The organism is Malacoplasma penetrans HF-2 (genome assembly GCF_000011225.1).
GTDB classification, from domain to species: Bacteria; Bacillota_I; Bacilli_A; order Mycoplasmatales; family Mycoplasmoidaceae; genus Malacoplasma; species Malacoplasma penetrans.
Window position 1 is genome coordinate 739240 of sequence record NC_004432.1, and the last position, 19623, is coordinate 758862.

Annotated in this window: 14 protein-coding genes; 4 read left to right on the forward strand and 10 right to left on the reverse strand. The window is 25.9% G+C overall.

Annotated features, from left to right (window positions below; translation table 4 throughout):
• Positions 1–5 precede the first annotated feature (5 nt).
• From thiI to MYPE_RS03080, 10 genes are all read right to left on the reverse strand, one after another.
• Positions 6–1157, reverse strand: coding sequence for a tRNA uracil 4-sulfurtransferase ThiI (gene thiI, locus MYPE_RS03035; protein WP_011077408.1), 1152 nt, complete (start codon positions 1155–1157; stop codon positions 6–8).
• Between the two features lie 178 nt (positions 1158–1335).
• Positions 1336–2265: an ABC transporter permease gene (locus MYPE_RS03040; protein WP_011077409.1), complete on the reverse strand. Its 930-nt coding sequence runs from the start codon at positions 2263–2265 to the stop codon at positions 1336–1338.
• Entirely contained in the window at positions 2265–3899 is a 1635-nt protein-coding gene (locus tag MYPE_RS03045) for an ABC transporter permease (protein ID WP_011077410.1), read from the reverse strand. Before MYPE_RS03045 ends, MYPE_RS03040 begins: the two co-directional genes overlap by 1 nt.
• Positions 3899–5491, reverse strand: a complete 1593-nt coding sequence (locus MYPE_RS03050; protein ID WP_044891387.1) for an ABC transporter ATP-binding protein — start codon at positions 5489–5491, stop codon at positions 3899–3901. Before MYPE_RS03050 ends, MYPE_RS03045 begins: the two co-directional genes overlap by 1 nt.
• A gap of 271 nt (positions 5492–5762) precedes the next feature.
• Complete coding sequence (locus MYPE_RS03055) at positions 5763–7577, reverse strand: BMP family ABC transporter substrate-binding protein (protein WP_011077412.1); 1815 nt, start codon at positions 7575–7577, stop codon at positions 5763–5765.
• 260 nt (positions 7578–7837) lie between these two features.
• Positions 7838–10147 (reverse strand): PTS transporter subunit EIIC, encoded by a 2310-nt coding sequence (locus MYPE_RS03060; RefSeq protein WP_011077413.1) that lies wholly within the window; start codon positions 10145–10147, stop codon positions 7838–7840.
• Positions 10148–10480 (reverse strand): hypothetical protein, encoded by a 333-nt coding sequence (locus MYPE_RS03065; RefSeq protein WP_044891273.1) that lies wholly within the window; start codon positions 10478–10480, stop codon positions 10148–10150. It lies immediately after the preceding gene.
• A 311-nt stretch (positions 10481–10791) separates the two neighbouring features.
• Entirely contained in the window at positions 10792–11760 is a 969-nt protein-coding gene (locus MYPE_RS03070) for an ATP-dependent 6-phosphofructokinase (RefSeq protein ID WP_011077414.1), read from the reverse strand.
• A 77-nt stretch (positions 11761–11837) separates the two neighbouring features.
• Positions 11838–12425 (reverse strand): hypothetical protein, encoded by a 588-nt coding sequence (locus MYPE_RS03075; protein WP_129374461.1) that lies wholly within the window; start codon positions 12423–12425, stop codon positions 11838–11840.
• 18 nt (positions 12426–12443) lie between these two features.
• On the reverse strand, positions 12444–12917 hold the full coding sequence (locus tag MYPE_RS03080; RefSeq protein WP_052270426.1) for a MerR family transcriptional regulator: 474 nt from the start codon (positions 12915–12917) through the stop codon (positions 12444–12446).
• A gap of 406 nt (positions 12918–13323) precedes the next feature.
• Between MYPE_RS03080 and MYPE_RS03090 the strand changes: the two genes are divergently transcribed.
• The 4 genes from MYPE_RS03090 (at position 13324) to MYPE_RS03105 (ending at position 19613) form a co-directional block, all read left to right on the forward strand.
• Positions 13324–15126, forward strand: a complete 1803-nt coding sequence (locus tag MYPE_RS03090) for an ABC transporter permease (RefSeq protein ID WP_267871835.1) — start codon at positions 13324–13326, stop codon at positions 15124–15126.
• 200 nt (positions 15127–15326) lie between these two features.
• Entirely contained in the window at positions 15327–17468 is a 2142-nt protein-coding gene (locus MYPE_RS03095; RefSeq protein WP_011077418.1) for an ABC transporter permease, read from the forward strand.
• Between the two features lie 92 nt (positions 17469–17560).
• Entirely contained in the window at positions 17561–18157 is a 597-nt protein-coding gene (locus tag MYPE_RS03100) for an ABC transporter permease subunit (protein ID WP_011077419.1), read from the forward strand.
• Positions 18158–18164: 7 nt separating this feature from the next.
• Positions 18165–19613 carry a hypothetical protein gene (locus MYPE_RS03105; protein ID WP_011077420.1) on the forward strand — a complete coding sequence of 483 codons (1449 nt, stop codon included), beginning with the start codon at positions 18165–18167 and terminating at the stop codon, positions 19611–19613.
• Positions 19614–19623 lie beyond the last annotated feature (10 nt).

The window sequence follows — 19623 nt, forward strand, 5'->3', positions numbered from 1 at the left end:
GTAATTTACTCCTTTATTATTTGAACATTTGCAACTGCTCTGTCTTCTAAACTTTTTAACAATTCTAATTCATTTTCTAATGCTAGTGCAATACTTAGTTTAGGTTTAGTAATTGGATGTTTTGGTGCAAACATAGAACAAACATCCTCATGCTCACTAATTGAAATTTCATATGTCCCAATTTGTTTTGCTATCTCAATAATTTCAACTTTATCAAATGTAAGTAATGGTCTAAATATTTCCATCTTGTCACAAACTTGAGAAATTGTATTAATACTTTCTATAGTTTGAGATGCTACTTGTCCTAATGAGTCTCCACAAATTAATGAGTTCATTTTATATTTAATAGCTAACTGTTGAGCAATTCTATAAAATGATCGCCTCATTAATGTAATCCTATATTTCTCATTAGACATGTGAATTAATTCATGTTGCACTTTTGTAAAATCAACTATAAAAAATCTAGGCTTATAAATCTTATAGTTTAAAGTAATTTGTTTAATTAATGACTTTAGTTTATTAAGTGTAATTTCAGTTACATCATCTGTAATGAAAGTTAAATAATCTACTTGCTGACCTCTTTTTTGTAATAAGAATGAAGCAACAGGAGAATCAATTCCTCCGGATAGTAAAGATAAACACCTACCATTTACACCAATTGGTAATCCACCAACTCCAAGTATTTTATCAAACCAAACATAACTTTTATTTTCATCATAAATTTCAATATTGATTGTTAGTTCAGGATTATGAACATCCACTTTAATTTCATTATTTTTTAAAATATAAGTGGCAACTTCTTTTTTAATTTCAGTTTGATCAAGAAATTCTTTATACCTTCTTTTTACTTCAATTTTAAAAGTCTTATATTTTTTATCAAACCCATTAGCAACTTTTGCAATTTCTTTAATATCTGTTTTTGCTTCTAAACATAAAAAGAAGTGATGAATCCCTGGAATCATTTTTAAGATATGAATAATTTCATTTTCATCTTCTGAACAATACTCTAAAGTAAACATACTATGTTTATCTAGTAATTTAAATTCAAAGTCTGATAAAGCTTTATTTACATTTTTAAATAATGCTTTAATAAACTCTTTTTTATTTTTTCCTTTTAAAAATAATTCACCAAATTTTATATTTATATGTTTTTTCATAAATAAGCCTAATGGATAATAATACTATAGTTTTCAAAAAAATTTTTATCTTTTTTTAAAATATTATTTAGTTCAAATATGGTTAATAAACTTAATTACAACTAATTATCATTCATTAAAAAACCATAAAATGGATAAACATTTTATGGTTTGAATTAAGTATTTTATTTTATAAAAATTATCTTGCACTCTTATTAAAGTGTTTACCAGCTGATTTTGGCCCAATTGAGAATCTTCCAAATAGAACCATTACAACTAGAGTTAATGCAAATGGAATAATTTTTAAGATATATCTATTTTCTTGAGTAAGAGATAATGCATTAGATGCAAATACATACAATGCTGAGAATAAGAATCCTATAATAACACTTGGACTGATTTTTCATGAACTTACAATTAATAAAGCTAATGCAATAAATCCAAGACCATTAACATCTCCTGCAAACGCACTTCCAGGAATGTAGTAAGAGAATAAACAACCAGCAAAAGAAGCTAAAGCACCTACTACCAATACTCCAATTCATTTATATTTAATTACATTAATCCCTTGAGCATCTGCAGCATTTGGATTTTCACCAATTGATCTATATCTTAAACCATATTTAGTGAAGTTCATAAATACATAGATTGCTGCAATTATAACTAAAGAAATTACTAAACAAATAATTGCTTCACCACTTACAGAACCAACACGGATATCAGGGTTAAAAGTATATTTATTTGCTAAACTTGATTGACCATTAAATATTACTGGAGCATTATCAGAAATAATTAAACCAATTCCAGGAGCAATTAAGTTAATTCCAGTACCACCAATTACATGGTCACATTTTAATTTAATAACAGCAAATCCAAACAATGCACCAACACCAACTCCTAGCGCACTTGAGATTAACATAGTTAGAAAGAATGTAGAGTTATAAGATCCACTTCCTTCATTAAAAGCTTGGTAGAAGACATTTGAGAAAATGTTAAAGAACACTGCCCCAAAGATCATCATCCCATTAATTGCAATATTAACAATTCCAACTCTTTCAGAAAGATAACCACTTAAAATTCCAAATATTAATGCTGGAGCTAATATAAATCATTGACTAACATCAAACATTATTGGTTACCTCCTTTGAATTCAGCTACTCTCTTTTCAATAATAGAGTATTGTTCTTCTAAATTAAGAATTGTGAAATCTTCTTGCATAGTTGTTGGACATTCATTAATTCATTTTTTAATTTTTTCTTTATCTTTCAATCATTTACTGTCTATTGAGTTGTTCTTTTTAAAAACAAAATGTTTTCAATAATCCAAAGTTGAAATCACACAGCTGAATTTAAAGTCATTATTAATTTTTTCTCTTTTTTCAGCATATGCTTTTTTATTTTCTAATACTCTTGCTTTAAATTCTTTATTGCTTAATGGTAGAACCACACTGTAATAAACTTTTACAAAGAATGATAAGAAAGCAGTTGTAAACTTATCTAAGTTCTTTTTCTTGATTGAATTTTCTATTTTTAAATTAATAAATTCATTTTTAAGTCTTTTGTATTCAAAAGAATAAGCTTCAGAAACTTCAAATACTGAGTTTTCTAAATTCATGTAATTTTCTTGATTTTGTTTACCATATCTATTTTTAATAAATTCTCTTCATGGTTTGAAGTAATTTAATAATGAATAGATTGCAACAATATACATCATAATACCAACTATTAATTGGATTGTACTTGATGGAAGACCAGCAGGTGCTGCACCAACATTAGGGAATGTAAAGATGAATGATACTACCACTATTGCTAATGGGTTGTTTAATGCAATTAATCCAATTGCAATTCCGTCAAACCCTTGAGTTGGTGTTTTATTAAGTGCTAACCCTCCAGCAGATTGAAGATCTAATGATCTAGTATAAGTCCCTGTATAAACTATTACTGCCAAGATTCCTGATAAGATACCAGAGATTGCAAATGATCATAATTGCAATGCATTTTTGTTATAACCAAAGTTTTGAGCTGCAAATGGACTTTGTCCAGTTGTTTTTAATTTATGTCCAAAAACTGTGAATTTTAAGATTACTCAAATTGCTACCACACAAACTACAGTAATTCCAATTGATCAAGCTCATCCTCAGAAATCACCTTCTTGTCAGAAAGTAAATGCTGGGTTCATTGCATTTGATCTAAATAACCCGTTGTTTAATCCAGTTTGATCTAAATCATATTTATATATTAATGCCCCTACAATATATAGAATGATTCAGTTAAGTAAGATTGCACTTACTACTTCATTTACTTTGAAATATATTTTTAATAACCCTATTGTTACTGCAACTGCAGTTGCCCCTAATATTGAAAATAATAATGTAATGATTTGTCCACCAGCTGGTGCAAAATCTTGTGGGAATAAGCTAATCAATAAGAATGCTGTACTTCCTCCTGCCATCATTTGACCTGATATACCAATATTAAAGATACCAACTCTCATTGAGAAACTAAAGGCTAGGGCTGCAACAATATATGTACAAAGTTGAACTGCAAAGTGTTGGGCATCATATTCTCATGCAAATGCTTTAACAAAAATCTGGAAGAATGCTTCAGGTTTAGTTCCTAATGCTGAAATGATTACAAATGATACAAATAGAGCAAACACAATACATAAGGTAACAGAAAGGAAATTCCGTCTTAAACTTTTTTGTTTAGTCTGATAAAACAATTTATCAAACGTTGTTAAATTTTTATTATAAAAATTTTTCATTATAAACTCTCCCCTGCTAATAATTGTCCAATGTGTTCTCTATTCATAATTTTTCTATCATTTTCTTCAATAATTCTATTCTTACTCATTACTGAAATTGTGTCAGCAAGTGCTAGTATTTCATCCAATTCATAAGAGATTAATAATACTGCATTACCTTTTTTCTTTTCTTCAATAATCTGGTTATGGATGTATTGAATTGCACCTACATCTAATCCTCTTGTAGGTTGAGTTAAGATTATTAACTTATGGTGTTTTTCTAATTCTCTACCAATAATCACTTTTTGTTGATTACCACCAGAAAGTGATTTAGCAAGTGCAACTCCATTAGCTGATCCTCTAACATCATATTTTTCAATTGTTTTTTGAGCATACTCAACAATTTCATAATCAACTAAAAATCCTATATTACTAAATGGTTTTTTACTAATTTGATTATTAACAATGTTGTATCTTACAGTTTGTTCCAAATCTAAACCAAACTTATGACGATCTTCTGGAACATGACTAATTCCTAATTGTATTCTTTTATTAATATTTGAATTTGAAATATCTTTACCCATGAAAAAGATTGAATTAGGATTTGCTTTTCTAAGTCCTGCAATTTGCTCAACTAGTTTTGATTGACCATTTCCTTCAACTCCAGCAATTGCATAGATTTCACCACTATGAACTTTAAAGCTAACTTTTGAATTATTTTTAGCTGTTACATTTTCAATGTTAATGTTTTTGTTAATGGTCTTTAGAGCCATATTTTTTACTTTAACAACTTGCTCTTGGATTTTTTCATCATCAAATAAAGTTAAGTGAGAAAGATCTAAATCTTTTACTTCTAAAACAACTTCTTTTTTATCTAATGGTAAATCATTTACACTTGGTACTATTTTTCTACCAACCATTAATTCAGCCATCTTTTCAACAGAAGTGTCTTTAACTTTTATATGATCAATGTATTTACCTTTTCTAATAATAGTTGCTTCATCTGCAATTTCTTTAATCTCATGAAGCTTATGAGAAATAATAATAATTGTTTTTCCATCTTCTTTGAATTTTTTCAAGATATCTAAAAATGCTACTATTTCACTATCTGATAAAACTGCTGTTGGTTCATCGAAAATCATAATTTCTGATTCTCTATATAAAACCTTTAAGATTTCTACTTTTTGTTGTTGACCAACTGTTAAGTTTTTTACTTTATCATTTACATTAATATTGAATCCATATTTTTGGATTAACTCTGAAATGATTTTTTTAGATTTCATTCTATCAATGAAACCTTTGAAAGTTTTTTCACTTCCTAAAACTATGTTTTCTCAAACTGTATAGTTATCTACTAATTTGAAGTGTTGGTGAACCATTCCAATTTTATATATAGTTGCATCTTTTGAAGATTTGAATTTAATCTTTTCATTTTTAATTCAAATTTCTCCAATGTCTTGTTCATACATCCCAAACAAGATAGACATTAAAGTAGATTTACCTGCACCGTTTTCACCAATGATTGCATGGATTGAATTTTTTTTAACATATAAATTCATCCCTACATTTGCTTTAATGGTTCCATTATTAAATGATTTGTGAATGTTAACCATTTTTAATACATAATCAGCACCTTGTTCTTCTTTAAAAGGTACATATGTAAATTCACTGAAATTTTTAACTTCTTTTTTCTCTGTTTTTTCTTCAGATACTTTTTCAGTAGTTGCTGCATTTACTGATGGTTTAACTGTGTCCTTTGTATTCTTAGTTTCTTTTTTATCAATCTTTGCCTCAGATACTTTTACAGCTGCAGTTGATTTTGTTGATGCTTTAACTGTACTAGTTTTTGTGTTTTTAGTTTTTTTCTTATCCATAATCATACCTCTAAGTTCTTCTGAAGAACACCTTTTTGACTTCATCTTGTAATGATTGAGGAATTACTTTAGTGCTTGCTACATACTTAGCTTCAGCATCTGGAACAGAATAAGTAACAGCAACACCATTAGAAGTTATTGCTGGAATGTGTTTAGATAAGTTAGTGCTTATAAAATCATTTGCAGCACTGCTACCTGACCCTACATTATTATAAATTTTTCAACTACCATCGTTTTTTGGGCCATTTTGACCTTGTGAAGATGTAAGCTTAGTTTCAATAATGCCTTTTGCCGTTGTATTCAAATCACCTGTTGTTGTACCATTAGTGCCTGAACTCCCTGCTGTTCCAGAAGTTGTAGTTCCATTTTTAGTATTAAAGGTACCATTCAATAAAGCACTATACTGTTTAATAACTGCATCATCTGCAGATAATGAATTTGCAACATTTTTTTGTAATACATCAGTTAACTTTAAGCTTGTTAAGTCAGAACTTGTAATGCTAGTTGCTCCATCTGGTTTTTTTCATTCATTTCAGTTAGGATTCAACAAATATTTCAAACCTGCATTTGAAACACCAACACCTGCATTTGTTAGAGTACCAACATTATTTCAACCTAATCCATAAAAACCATTGTATCCTTTGATATTGGAACTACTATCGCCATTAGAATTATTCTTTGCAGATTCACCATTGTACTTTCCACTTGAATCAGTAATAGCACTTAATATATAGTTAGTTGAATCTTTTAGGTTTTTAACCGAAGAGAATTGGATGATTTTTCCAGTTCCAACACTACTACCATTACTAGGTAAATTAACACTAAGTGAATCAGTATTTTCTTGAGCTGTATCAACTCCTAACACAATTGCTTTAGAACCATCTGATGCAATTTTATTTACAACTAATGCAGTCTGAGGACCCGCAATAGGGAAAATTGCTGAAGCACCATTATTAGTCATATTACCTGTTAGTGCTGATGCAGCTGTTTCATTAGCATTAAAACTTCCAGATACAAAGTTTGAAAGATCATAGTTATTTGAAGGAGAAACTCAAGATATTGGTAATGTATTACGATTATCATCAACTTTAGGTATTAATGGTTGCATAATTGTATTCCAATAGTGAATACCCAATCTGAAACCACTAAAGAAATTTAGAGTTGATGGTAGATCTAATCCAACAAATGAACTAACACCTAATGTTTGTTCACCAGATGAAGTTCTAGTAACAAAGTAATCTTGATGTAAATTTAAAAATACAGCAGTTGAAATACCCGCTAAAAAAGATCCATCATCTGCCCGATAAGAAACACTCGAAACATTATATGGATCTGAATCATATGAACCACTATCTGTATCAGCAGTCATTGCTCCATCAACAAAAACAAAAGCTCCATTTGCAAATGAATCTTTAAATTGTTTGTTTTCAGCTGTTCTAGATGTAATTTGTTGTAAACCATCTTGTTGGTTGTAACCAGTTGCAACAATAACTTTTGAACCATCTTCAAAAGCATATTTATATGAAGCAATTCTAGAAATTGTGTCATATCCTGGTCTTTTTCAAAGCCCATTGTTTTCTTTAATAGATTTACTAGAAGCTGCAGGAACTGTATCTTGGCTTTTTGATGCCATAAAATCTCTAATTCCATCAAAACTAGATTCACTAAAAGATTGGTCAGCAAGGGTTGAACTATTGTCTGAAACAATAAGTTGAACAGACGATTCAAAACTTAGTGGACTTCCACAAGAAGTAACAGAAACTGTAATAGCACTAGATACTGCTAGTAAAGATCCCACTTTTAGAAACTTTTTGCCTAAAATCATTGTTTTTTATCCTTAATTTATTAGTTTTCATTTGTTATTATAAATCTTTTGGATATTTGCCTAATTTTCAAGAAAATTAAAAAAAATTTATATAACACATAATAAAATTAATTTTTTTATATAAAGTATTTTCACAAAAAAGATTAACTGCTGTATTATTATTTTCAATTTCATTTTGTATTAACATTTTTAACTAATTAGAAAATATTTTAAAAAAGTCAGAGATTGCTCTCTGACTTTTAAATTATTATTTGAGATTACTATTTTGCTTTCACTTCAAACAGTGGATCACCTTTGTTAACTTTTTGATTATTTTTAACTAATAGATTTAATTCATTGTTAACTAAATTTTCATTTAAAACAATAAATAAAGTTGTAGGATCATATCCAAGTTTTTTAAGCTTAGCAAAATCTACTTTAATTATCTTTTCACCTTTTGAAATTTTATGATTCTTTTTATCGATTAATTTAGTAGAAAAGACTTCAAGTTTATCCCCTTCTTTTTTATCTGAATTTATTTTTACAGTATCAATCCCAATATGAACTAATACATCAAGATCTTTAATCTTTGCAATATAAGCATGTCCTGTTCAAAAGAAAGACTCAATCTCAAAATTGTCTTGTGCTATAAACTCATTTTCAGATGGGATTATAGCAACACCTTTGCCCATTAAAGAAAATGTTTCATCTTTAACATCTTCTAAAAATACTATAGTTCCACTAATTGGAGATTTAACTTTAACAGGTTTAGCTAATGCTAGTTTTTGTTTCTCTTTTTCTTTAACTAAATTATTGTCATTATTTAAAGTTAAATCACTGTTTTTGTTATTAATAATTTCATCATTAACAAGTTCAGCTTCTGGCCCTAAAATTACATGAAGATGATGATCTTGGAATTTCTTAGTTCCAATTGCTCCTCCTTCTTTTAGCAAAGCTTCATCTATCTTACTCATGTCTTTTACATCATATCTAAGTCTTGTTGTACAGTTTTGATAATTTTCAATATTTTCTCATCCACCTAAACCTAAAACTAATTTCTTAGTTTTTTCAGATAACCCTTTTTTATTGTCTTTATTATTATCAGTATGATTGTCTTTTTTCACCATTGATTCAGTAATTAAATTTTGACCTCTTCCAGGTACTGATAAGTTAAGTTTTTTAACTAATAGATTGCCTACAAAAATATAAGATAATGCACACAATAATCCTATTACTCACAATCATCCTGGATTTGCAAATACTGCATCTATTCCAGTTCTATTAGCTTCTATAATTTGAAGAGATTTTGGAATTGATAATAAGTAATCTATCAATCCTGCACTAAATCCAAATCCAATTTGGATTCCCATTGCTCCTGTAATAAATGAAAATATTCCTGTTAATAATGCATGAACTCCATATAGTAATGGACTAACAAACATAAATGCAAATTCAATAGGTTCAGTAATTCCAGTTAAGAATGAAACTAAAGCAAGTGGTCCAAAAGTAGATAATACTCTTTGTTTTTGTTCTTTACTTTCTGCATTTCTATAAAACACATAAACCAATGCTGGTAAACCAAACATCATACTAGCAAAAAAACCTGACTGGAATGTACCTGCATTATTTCCTTGTGCTTGTCCATTTAAAAAGATATTAATATCACCATATACAAATTTACTAGGATCACTTGCATCTGGTGCTTGCCCTAATACAAATCAAAATAATGTATTTGGAATGTGGTGTAATCCAAACGGAATTAATAATCTATTTAAAAATGCATATACTCCTGAGATACTAGCATTACTTCATCTATTACCAGTGGCAGAAGATAAACCAAGTGAAATTTGATATAGAATTCAACCTAATCAAGGGAAAATTACTGCATAAATAATTCCATAAAACATCATTCCTAAAATAATAAGAACTGGTAATAATCTTCTTCCTGAAAAGAATCCTAATACTTTTGGTAATTCTACATTGTTAAATCTGTTGTAAACTCAAGCAACAAATACTCCAGATAAAATACCATTTAAAACATTTTGTGAAAGTATTGAATCATATTTGTTTCCAAATAATGCTTGAAAACCTGTTGCATCTGCAGAGACAATTCCAGCATCAATCAAAGATTGATCAATTGGAAATTTAATTTTTCCATAAATTTGTTGGGGTAAGTCTGCACCAGTACTACTCATTAATAAACCAAGTAGGATAATTCCAACCAATGCAGTTAAAGCAGCTTCACCCCGATTATCTTTAGTTAATCCAAATCCTACACCTACTGCAAATAAAATGTGGAGGTTGTTAAATACAGTATTACCAGCTGCTGATAATAATGTTTGCACAAATTTAGCAAATTCAGGAGTATCGGCTGAATTTGGTAATTGTGCACCTAATCTATTTAATATTGCTGCAATTGGTAAAACAGCAATAGGGAATAATAAAGCTTTCCCAAGTCTTCCTAAACTTTCAAAAGTCTTTTTGAAAGAGGAACCAATTTTTGCAAATACTTTATTGCTTTTAAAGCTAACTTTATGATCTTGTTTTACATCTTGAACTAAACCAAATGTTTTTAAATTACTAATGTACATTTATTTGCCTTTCTTTTTCTTATAAGAAACTCAAGTAGTTGTAAAAATAGAAATAGCAAGTACAACAACAGTAGAGAATGTTACAGCAGCAATTACATTTTGTTGATATTTAGCAAGTTCAGTTAAATGTGTAGTTTGATCAATTGTCACAGTTTCTAATGAAGACTTTTGTCAAACAACAAACAATATAATAGTTGCAACTAATAATATTGCCGTAATGATTCATAAAGTAATATATATTTTTTGACCTATAGATAACCTTTTTATTCAAGAACAAAATTTATCATTAATATTTTTTGCTGTTGAAGAAAAATTGTCTATAAAATTTTTCATATATTCCTTTCCAAGATAAAAAATTAATATTTTATTTAACACTAGTCTAAATAACTTATTAAAGAGACATTGTTATCTTATTTTTAATAAATTTACAAATTACATCTCCATTTTTCAGTTTATTACTGATGTGATTTTCAAATTAAAAGAGATAAAAGTGAAACAACAAAAAAATAACATTTATAAAATGTTGCATTATATCAAGTAGAAATTAGTGCCTAAATTTTTCTTTAAAATTAAAAGAAAAATAAAAAAACATAATCAATTTTGATAATCAATTATGTCTTTTGCTTATATTTTATGAATCTTGCTTAGTTAAAGAATTTATCAATTAAATCTTTTCTGCTTGGGTTTTTCATATTGATAGCAGTTTCTAAATCATAACTTACTACTTTAAATTCATCAACACCAATAATTTTGTTATATTGGTTTTCACTAATCATTTTTAAAGCATGTTCAGTCATTAAACTTGCTCTTATCATATCCATTGCAGTTGGATTCCCACCACGTTGTAAATATCCTAAAATATTTTTCTTAACTGATTCTTTTGAATTTGCTTGAATATATTTAATGTATTCTTCAACTGTTGGAATATTTTCAGTACCTAATAATAGTTCAACATAAAGAATTATAATTCCTCTAGAATTAGTTTTTCTTTTTTCATTTATCTTAGCTAATAGTTGTTGTGGTGTATAAAAACTTTCAGGAGTAATTATGATATCAGCTTCAGTTGCAATTCCAGCAAATACAGTTAAATCAATACAATGTCTTCCCATGATTTCAATCATTGCAACATTTGCATGAGAATCCATACATGATTTAATTTCTTTAATTGAATTAACAATTGCATTTAATGATGTATCAAAACCAATTGAATAACTTGTTGAAGCTATATCATTATCAATTGTTCCTGGTAAACCAATAACCTTAATTCCTGATTTAGATAATAATCTAGCTCCTTTATAACTTCCATCTCCTCCAATGACAACTAATGTATCAATCGAATTTTTATGTAAGTTATCAACCATTTGTTTTCTAACTTGTTCATCTAAGATTTCTGGAAATCTAGAAGAATAGATTTTTGTTCCTGGTAAACTTCATCAAGATTTAGTTTCAGTATAATCCGGTTTAACAAATTCATTATCGTAAATTCCTTTATAACCATTTTTTACAAATACAACTTCACAATTGTATTTACTAGCATATGTAATAAATGTACTAAGACATTTATTCATAGTTGATGCATCACCACCAGATGTTAATATTGCGATTTTTTTCATATTTAAATATCCTTAAATAAATTTAATAATCTTTAAAATTATAAATTTAATATTCATATATTAATGAATTTGTTTAATTATTTAATTGCACTCTTTCCACTCAATTGTTTAATAATTTCAGATTCATCCTTTTTAGAAATACCTAAAATTTCAGGATTTGTAGATAATTTATTCATTGCTTTTTTAACAATGAAATACATTAATCAAATGGTAACTGCACTAAAACAAATAAAATTAGCACCAGTAAAAAAGTAAACTAAACTAATTGTTTTAGTTTTTTTTAATTCTGGTAATTGATTAATTTGTTCAAGATTAAATATTTTTTTAACCAATAAAAAAATCTTATAAAAAGACCAAGCAACATAGCAAGTAAAGATTGTTGCCAAAACTGTCAAACAAACTGCAATTATTAAAACTTGCTTATTATCATTAAAGAATTTAGAAATTAACATGATCCACAATGCAATTGAAGCAATTCATGAACCTAGGTTGAATCCAGCAAAAGTAATTAAATTTGTAACTTTAATTTTTATTGTAATTAATGTTTCACAAAATTCTTTTGTATTACTATTCTCTGGAAAATTAAAAAATTTTAAATTTTCATAATGTTCATAGTTTTTTCCATACTTTGCAATGTTTTCATCATTTTCAAAAAGCTTATCCATTTTATTCATACTCTTTAATTATTTCCCTTGTTGTTTGTGTTCTTCTTTTTTCAATTCAATTGCTTGCTTAACGCTTATGACGTTTTTAGGTTTGACAGAAGAAAATATTTCCATTGCTTTTGTAAATGATCCTGTTTCTTTTGCTTTCTCATATAATCAAGTTTTATATTCAACAAACTCTAAGATTTCATTTAATTTTTTTATTTCATTTATAAGGTCTTTCTTTTTATTTAAAAAGATTTTGTATCTTTGTTCTATTGTTGAATCCCCTTGCTCTATTAAATAAATATATTTTTTAATATCTTTAATTGATAGTCCTGCTTTTTTTAAACAGTTGATTGAATATAAAATTTCAATATCTTTTTCTTGGAAAATTCTAATTCCACTTTCATTCTTTTCTAAGTTAGGTAATAAGCCTTGGTTATCATAGTATCTTAAAGTAGAAGCAGGGATGGATAACAACTTAGATATATCACTTACTCTATATTTCACAAAAACTCCTTGCAATAATAAAAATGCTAAATATTTTTTAAACATTAAGTGTATTTTACAATATGTAAATAAGAATTTTATATAATAAGTTAACATAACAGAGCAAAATGAAAAAGCAATTAAACCAAAAAATTAGATTTATTAACTTCAAAAAAACAAAATCAAATTTTTTGAATTTATTTAATAAAGAATGTTTTTTGTTTTTGTTTGTATTAAATATTAAAAAAATAAGTTACTATGCATCAATTGGTCTTTACCAAGTACTGTTGCTTGTTTTTATATGTTTATCATTACTTAGGGGTGATGAACCAACTTACTATTTATCTAATCCTATCACAATAACTTTTTTAATATTTTTATTAACTGTAATTGCTCATATATTACTATAGATATTTATAAGTCCCCAATTGAAGATGGTTCAGAACTATTAATAATTAGTAAACCATTAAATAGGACAAATATCTTTTTATCCAAAATTCTTATGATTCTTTTATTTGGGTTAATGAATTCATTAATTTCATTAATTGTAACATCTACTATTTTTGCTTTTCCAAATTCAATATATGATTATTCTTTAATTGCCCTTTTTGGTGTTCCAATAGCTACATTAATAATATATATAGCTTTTTCTTCTCTTGCTTTGTTAATTTCTGTTTTCATGAAAAAGTCTTTATCATTAATTACTATTTCTGTAATTAATGTAATCTTATTATTTTTTACTATCTTCAATATCTTTGTAGTAGATATAAGATTTAAAAATGATAATACATTTACTAATAGTTATAGAATCACTCATCCAATCACTCTTAATCAAAATAATCAATTAGATAAAAAAAGTGTTGTTTCAAATGTTAATGGTACAGATTTTTATGAAAGTTATCAAAATGAATCAAGCCAAAGACTATATCCTAAATTAAGTCCTATTAATTTTTATCAACAACTAAGTAATATGTATGGACTAAACAAACAATTTATGTATTTAGAAAATAGTTCATTAATGGGATATAGTACTTTGAACTATCCATTTCGTTTTGTATTTGATTTTAGTGAGAGTGCTTTAGAACCAAATAATTTAGATGTCTCTTTAAATTTAAATATCAATCAAAACTTAACAGTTCCTTTTTATTTTGGAGTAAGATACAGATCTCTTTCATATATTACTATGCAAGATTATTCTTTTGAAAATTTGAATAATAATAACGGTCAAACAGGCAATCAAAATGATCAAAATAACGGAGAAGAAGGTTGAGGAGATTTTGATTATAAATTAATAATAGCAAGAAGCAGAAATACAGGAATTGAAGATTTTTCTGATTTTATAAATTCAAATAATAATTATTTTCATCCATCTGAATTCACAAGTTTCATTGAAACTGCTGTTACTAATTATATAAAAAATAGCACAACACCTTTAGAAGATGAAGTTTGAACTCATACATCATTCCAAGGTGAAAACCACTTAAACTACTTAAAAACTTATGCTTTATTTTTTAATGTAGAAAAATTGTCTAAATATGCAATTTCATTATTTCTTTCATCTCCTAAATACTTTGGAACAAATATTAGAAATTCAGTTGTTTTAAGTGAACTAAATAGAATGGTATTACAATTCATTAACTCAGATTCAATAGATTTTAATATAGATATACCAACAATTAAAACCATTGTAAAAGAGTGGGATGCTTTAAATAACAAAAGTTCTTCAGAAGAACAAAAAAGCCAAGCTAAAAGAACAGAATTTCTTCAAAAGCATTTAGATACAATAGTTAATCTAATTAAATTAAAAATGATAGGTTTTGATTTATCTTACTACTTTTATGGTTTATATGATTTAGTAATGAATGATATTATTACAAATTTATCAGATGATGAAGATTCATTATGAAGTTACTTAAATCCAAATGGTGATGATGATCATAGAAATATTTATAATAGAATGATGACAATCTATCTAAATCCATACTCTAATATAAATACTGGGTTTTGATATGATTCTATTTATAAACAAGAAAATGAAAATTATTCAGTCAGAGAATATCAATACTTTTATAAATCAATGGCAATTCCATTAAACTCATTATCTAAAAGCTATTCTTTCACAACAGAAAGTTATTTTAGTACAAGTGGATTATTTGTGGGATGAATTTCTTTTTCAGTCCTAGTTTATTACCTATCTTTTTTATTTTTTAGAAAAAAAGATATTTTTTAATAAAAAATAAAATATTTGTGTATAATAAGAATTGTAAAAAAGACAAATTTACACTACAGCAGAATAAGTTTCTTATTCTGCTGTTTTTATTTTGTCTTTAAATCTGTTATTAAAAACAAAAAATATTTTTTAAATAAATCAGCAAAATATTTTAAAATGTTTAATTGATATTTTTATTAATTAACTTTTAAAACATAAAAATGAAAAAACTTTTAAATTCAAAAATTAAACAAATAAATATAGAATCAATCAAACATTCTTTATCCAATGTTTTTAATAAAGAATGTTTTACTTTCTTATTTGTTTTATATATTAAGAAAATTAGTTATTACATAGCTATAGCACTTTATCAATTACTGCTATTAGTATTTATATGTTTATCATTAATAATTGATGTTCAACCAACATACTTTTTTTCTAATCCAATAACTATTACTTTTTTAATATTCTTATTAACAGTGGTTGCCTCTTATATAACTATAGATATTTATAAGACACCCATTGAAGATGGATCAGAACTTATAATAGTTAGTAAACCACTTAATAGGTCAAGTATTTTTATTTCTAAGTTATTTATCATTTCAATATTTGGTTTGATTAATTCACTAATATCAATACCTATAGTTTCAATTGTTTTTTCTTTTCCAAATTCAGTTCATTCATATTCTTTAATTGCATTGTTAGGAATTCCTACAGCAAGTTTAGTAATCTATTTAGCATTTTCTTCAATTTCATTATTTGCATCTATATTTTTTAAAAAAGCTATTGCACTAGTAATAGTTTCTGTTTTCAATGTAATTATGTTGTTCTTTTCTATAATTAATATCTTTGTAGTAGATATTCAATTAAAGAATGACAATACATTTGCTACAAGTTATAAAATCCAATATCCATTAGTTCTAGATAATCAAAATAAAATAGATGAAATAAAGGTTGTAAAAAGTTCAAATAACATTGATTTTAAAAATACCTATTTAACTTACTTTGATAAAAGAACATATCCAAAATTAACACCAATTAATTTTTACCAACAACTAAGCAATATGTATGGTTTAAATAGAGAATTTGCTTATTTAACAGATGAAAGCTATATGGGGTATAGTACTTTAAATTACCCTTTCTATTATGAATTTGATTTATCTAAAAATGCTTTAACAATAGATAAACTAAATCTACATTTAAATTTGAATGTTAATACAACTAATAATAATTTTTCAATTCCTTTTTATTTTGGTTTAAATTCATATTCATCTTCTTATTTATATTTAGGTGAATATATAGAAAAATCTTCAACTGAAGAGAATACTCAAAACAACAATGCTAATAATAATCAAACTAACAACAATGGGACAACCAACCAAGATTCACAAGATGAAAGTAAGTTTGAATATAAATCTCAAATTTTTGATGTTCAAAATTTTTACAATACAACTTTTAAAAATTATATAAATCAAGAAAACAGATACTTTACTGAAAAAAGATGAAACACAGATATTGAAGAATCTATGTTGAATTATATTAAAAAGAAAAATACTCATTTATATACAGATACAAGTGAATCTGTAAGTAAATCTATTTATGGCAATACTACCAATAAAGATTTTCTAAATTACTATGGTTTCTTTTTAACATTAACAAAGATTTCAAAAAGTGCACTATCTTATATGTTTGGTCAATACTATGACAAAAGCAATATGAGTCAAAGATTAGTTTTAGATGAAATAAATAGATTGTTTTTTAAATTTTTCTATTCTTCAGATTTTAATATCAATACTCAAGATATTGATAGAATCATAAATGAATGAACTCTTCTTTTAACAGAAGATAAAACTACATCTACTCCAACTGACAACAAAGAATCAGAAAAAGAAAAATTCTTCAATGATAATAAAGATATATTAATTAACTTAATAAAGCTAAATCTAATAGGATTTGACTTAGCTAGAATTTTTTATGGCTTTAATGATTTAAAAGAAAACAATGAAATAGATACTTTACCTAATGGTAGTACGGTTTGAAGTTATTTAAATCCACAAAATAACAAAGCCGATCTAAACAGCATTTATAATAAAATTATGAATAATTATTTAAATCCATATTCTAGTTTATATAAAAGTATTTTCTATGAATATTTATCTGATAGTTCAATGAAATATGAAGTTACATACTTTAGAAATTTTTATAGCCCAACACCACTCCAATATGATGAATCATCTAACAGTTACTTTTTTACATCAAGAAGTTATTTTGATACTGCTAGCTTATTTGTTGGTTGAGTTTTATTCCCAACAATTCTTTTTTATATCTCATTTTTATTTTTTAGAAAAAAAGATATTTTTTAAATATATAAAAAAATTAATTGTATAAATTTAAATATAATACTCTAAAATATAAAGACATTTTTATTGCTTTATATTTTTATTAAGAACTCAAAATGAAAAAATATTTAAATTGAAATAAGAAACTAAGTTCATCAATGAACTATGTTAAAAATCATTTTAAGAACATGTTTAATAAACACTGTTTTATTTTTTTATTTGTCTTATATATTAAAAAAGTAAGTTACTATGTTTCTATCTTACTTTACCAAGCAATAATAATATTGTTTATTTGTTTGTCATTAATTAGAGGTGATGAACCTACATATTTTTTTGCTAACCCAATATCAATTACATTTTTAATTTTTTTACTAACAGTTATATCTTCTTATATTTCAACAGATATTTATAAAACACCAATTGAAGATGGATCAGAGTTATTGATTGTTAGTAAACCATTAAATAGAGCAAATATCTTTATTTCAAAAATATCTATTATTTCTATGTTTGGATTAATTAATGCATTAGTTGCTTTACCTGTAACTGCAATCTGTTTTGCTTTCCCTAATTCTGTTCATTCATATTCTTTAATTGCTTTATTTGGAATCCCTATAGCTTCACTAGTAATCTATTTAGCATTTGCTTCTATTTCATTATTTATCTCTATATTTTTGAAAAAGTCATTAGCAACTAATTACTGTTTCAATATTTAATATTATTATGCTGTTCTTTTCAATTATTAATATCTTTGTAGTAGATATTAAATCAAAAAGTAATAGTTCTTTTTCATCAAGTTATAAAATCAGTAATGTTTTAACAATGGATGAAGATAATGAAATTAAACAAACCAATGTAATATCAAGTAACAGTCAGAATGATTTTAAAGAAGATTATTTAAACAACTATAGCAAGAGGCTTTATCCAAAACTTATACCAATTAACTTTTATCAACAACTTAGTAATATGTATGGATTAAACAAACAATTCACTTATTTATCTGATGAAAGTTATATGGGTAATGCTGATTTTAACTACCCATTTCATTATAGTTTTGACTTTTCTAAAAATGCTTTGACTCCAGAAAATGTCACTCTTAAATTAAATTTAAATGAAGGTGTAGACAATGGTTTTTCAATACCCTTTTATTTCACTCTAAGTTCTTATGACTTTTCTTATCTTCAATTAGGTGAACACAAAACAATTAATTTTGGTGGCATTGATTATGAAGCACTGGAGTGAGATTTTATTCAATCACAAAATAAAGGTGATAATAGTTTTTTAAATTTTATGAAAGAAGATAATAATTATTTCAATCAATCAAACTGACTATCAAGTGCAGACAAAGCTATACACCAATATATCACAGATAAAACAAGTCCTTTATATGAAGACACTAGATGATATGTAGAGAATGCAAGTTTTGATAATGATATTAATTTTTTAAACTATTATGGTTTCTTTATTAATATCTCAAAGTTATCGAAATACACTTTATCTCATTTATTTGTAAACTATTATGATAGTAAATCTATGAGTGAAAAAGATCTTTTAATTCAATTAAATAAATTAGTATTAAGTTTTCTAAATGAGAAATTATTTGAAGTTAATATAAAAGAAATCAATGAAGCAGTACAAGAATGAGCTTCTTTATATCCACAAACTCCAGGAACTTATAAAGCAACAAGAAATGCAGAAAAAGAAGAATTTTATAATAAACATAAAGATACACTAATAAACTTAATAAAGCTAAATATGTTAGGTTTTGATCTAGTTAGATATTTTTATGGATTAGATGAAATGCTAGGTAATAAAGAAATTTCTTCTTTACCTCAAACTGCAGCAATCTGAGAATATTTTGATCCAGTTAATCAAGCTAATGAAAATAGTGTTTATAACAAAGTTATGAATGATTATCTTAACCCTAATTCTAGTTTGTATAGAAACTTTATTTATTACTATGTTGATTCTTCAATAAAATATGTTGCCTCATATTATCAACTTTTTTATAAACCTGTTTCAACACCATTTTTAACAAACAAAGAAGATAATTATACTTTTACTATAGAAAGTTATTTTGATACTAGTTCATTGTTTATTGGATGAATCTTATTTCTGATCTTATTAAACTATGTTTCTTTCTTACTGTTTAGAAGAAGAGATGTTATTTAAAAATATTAAT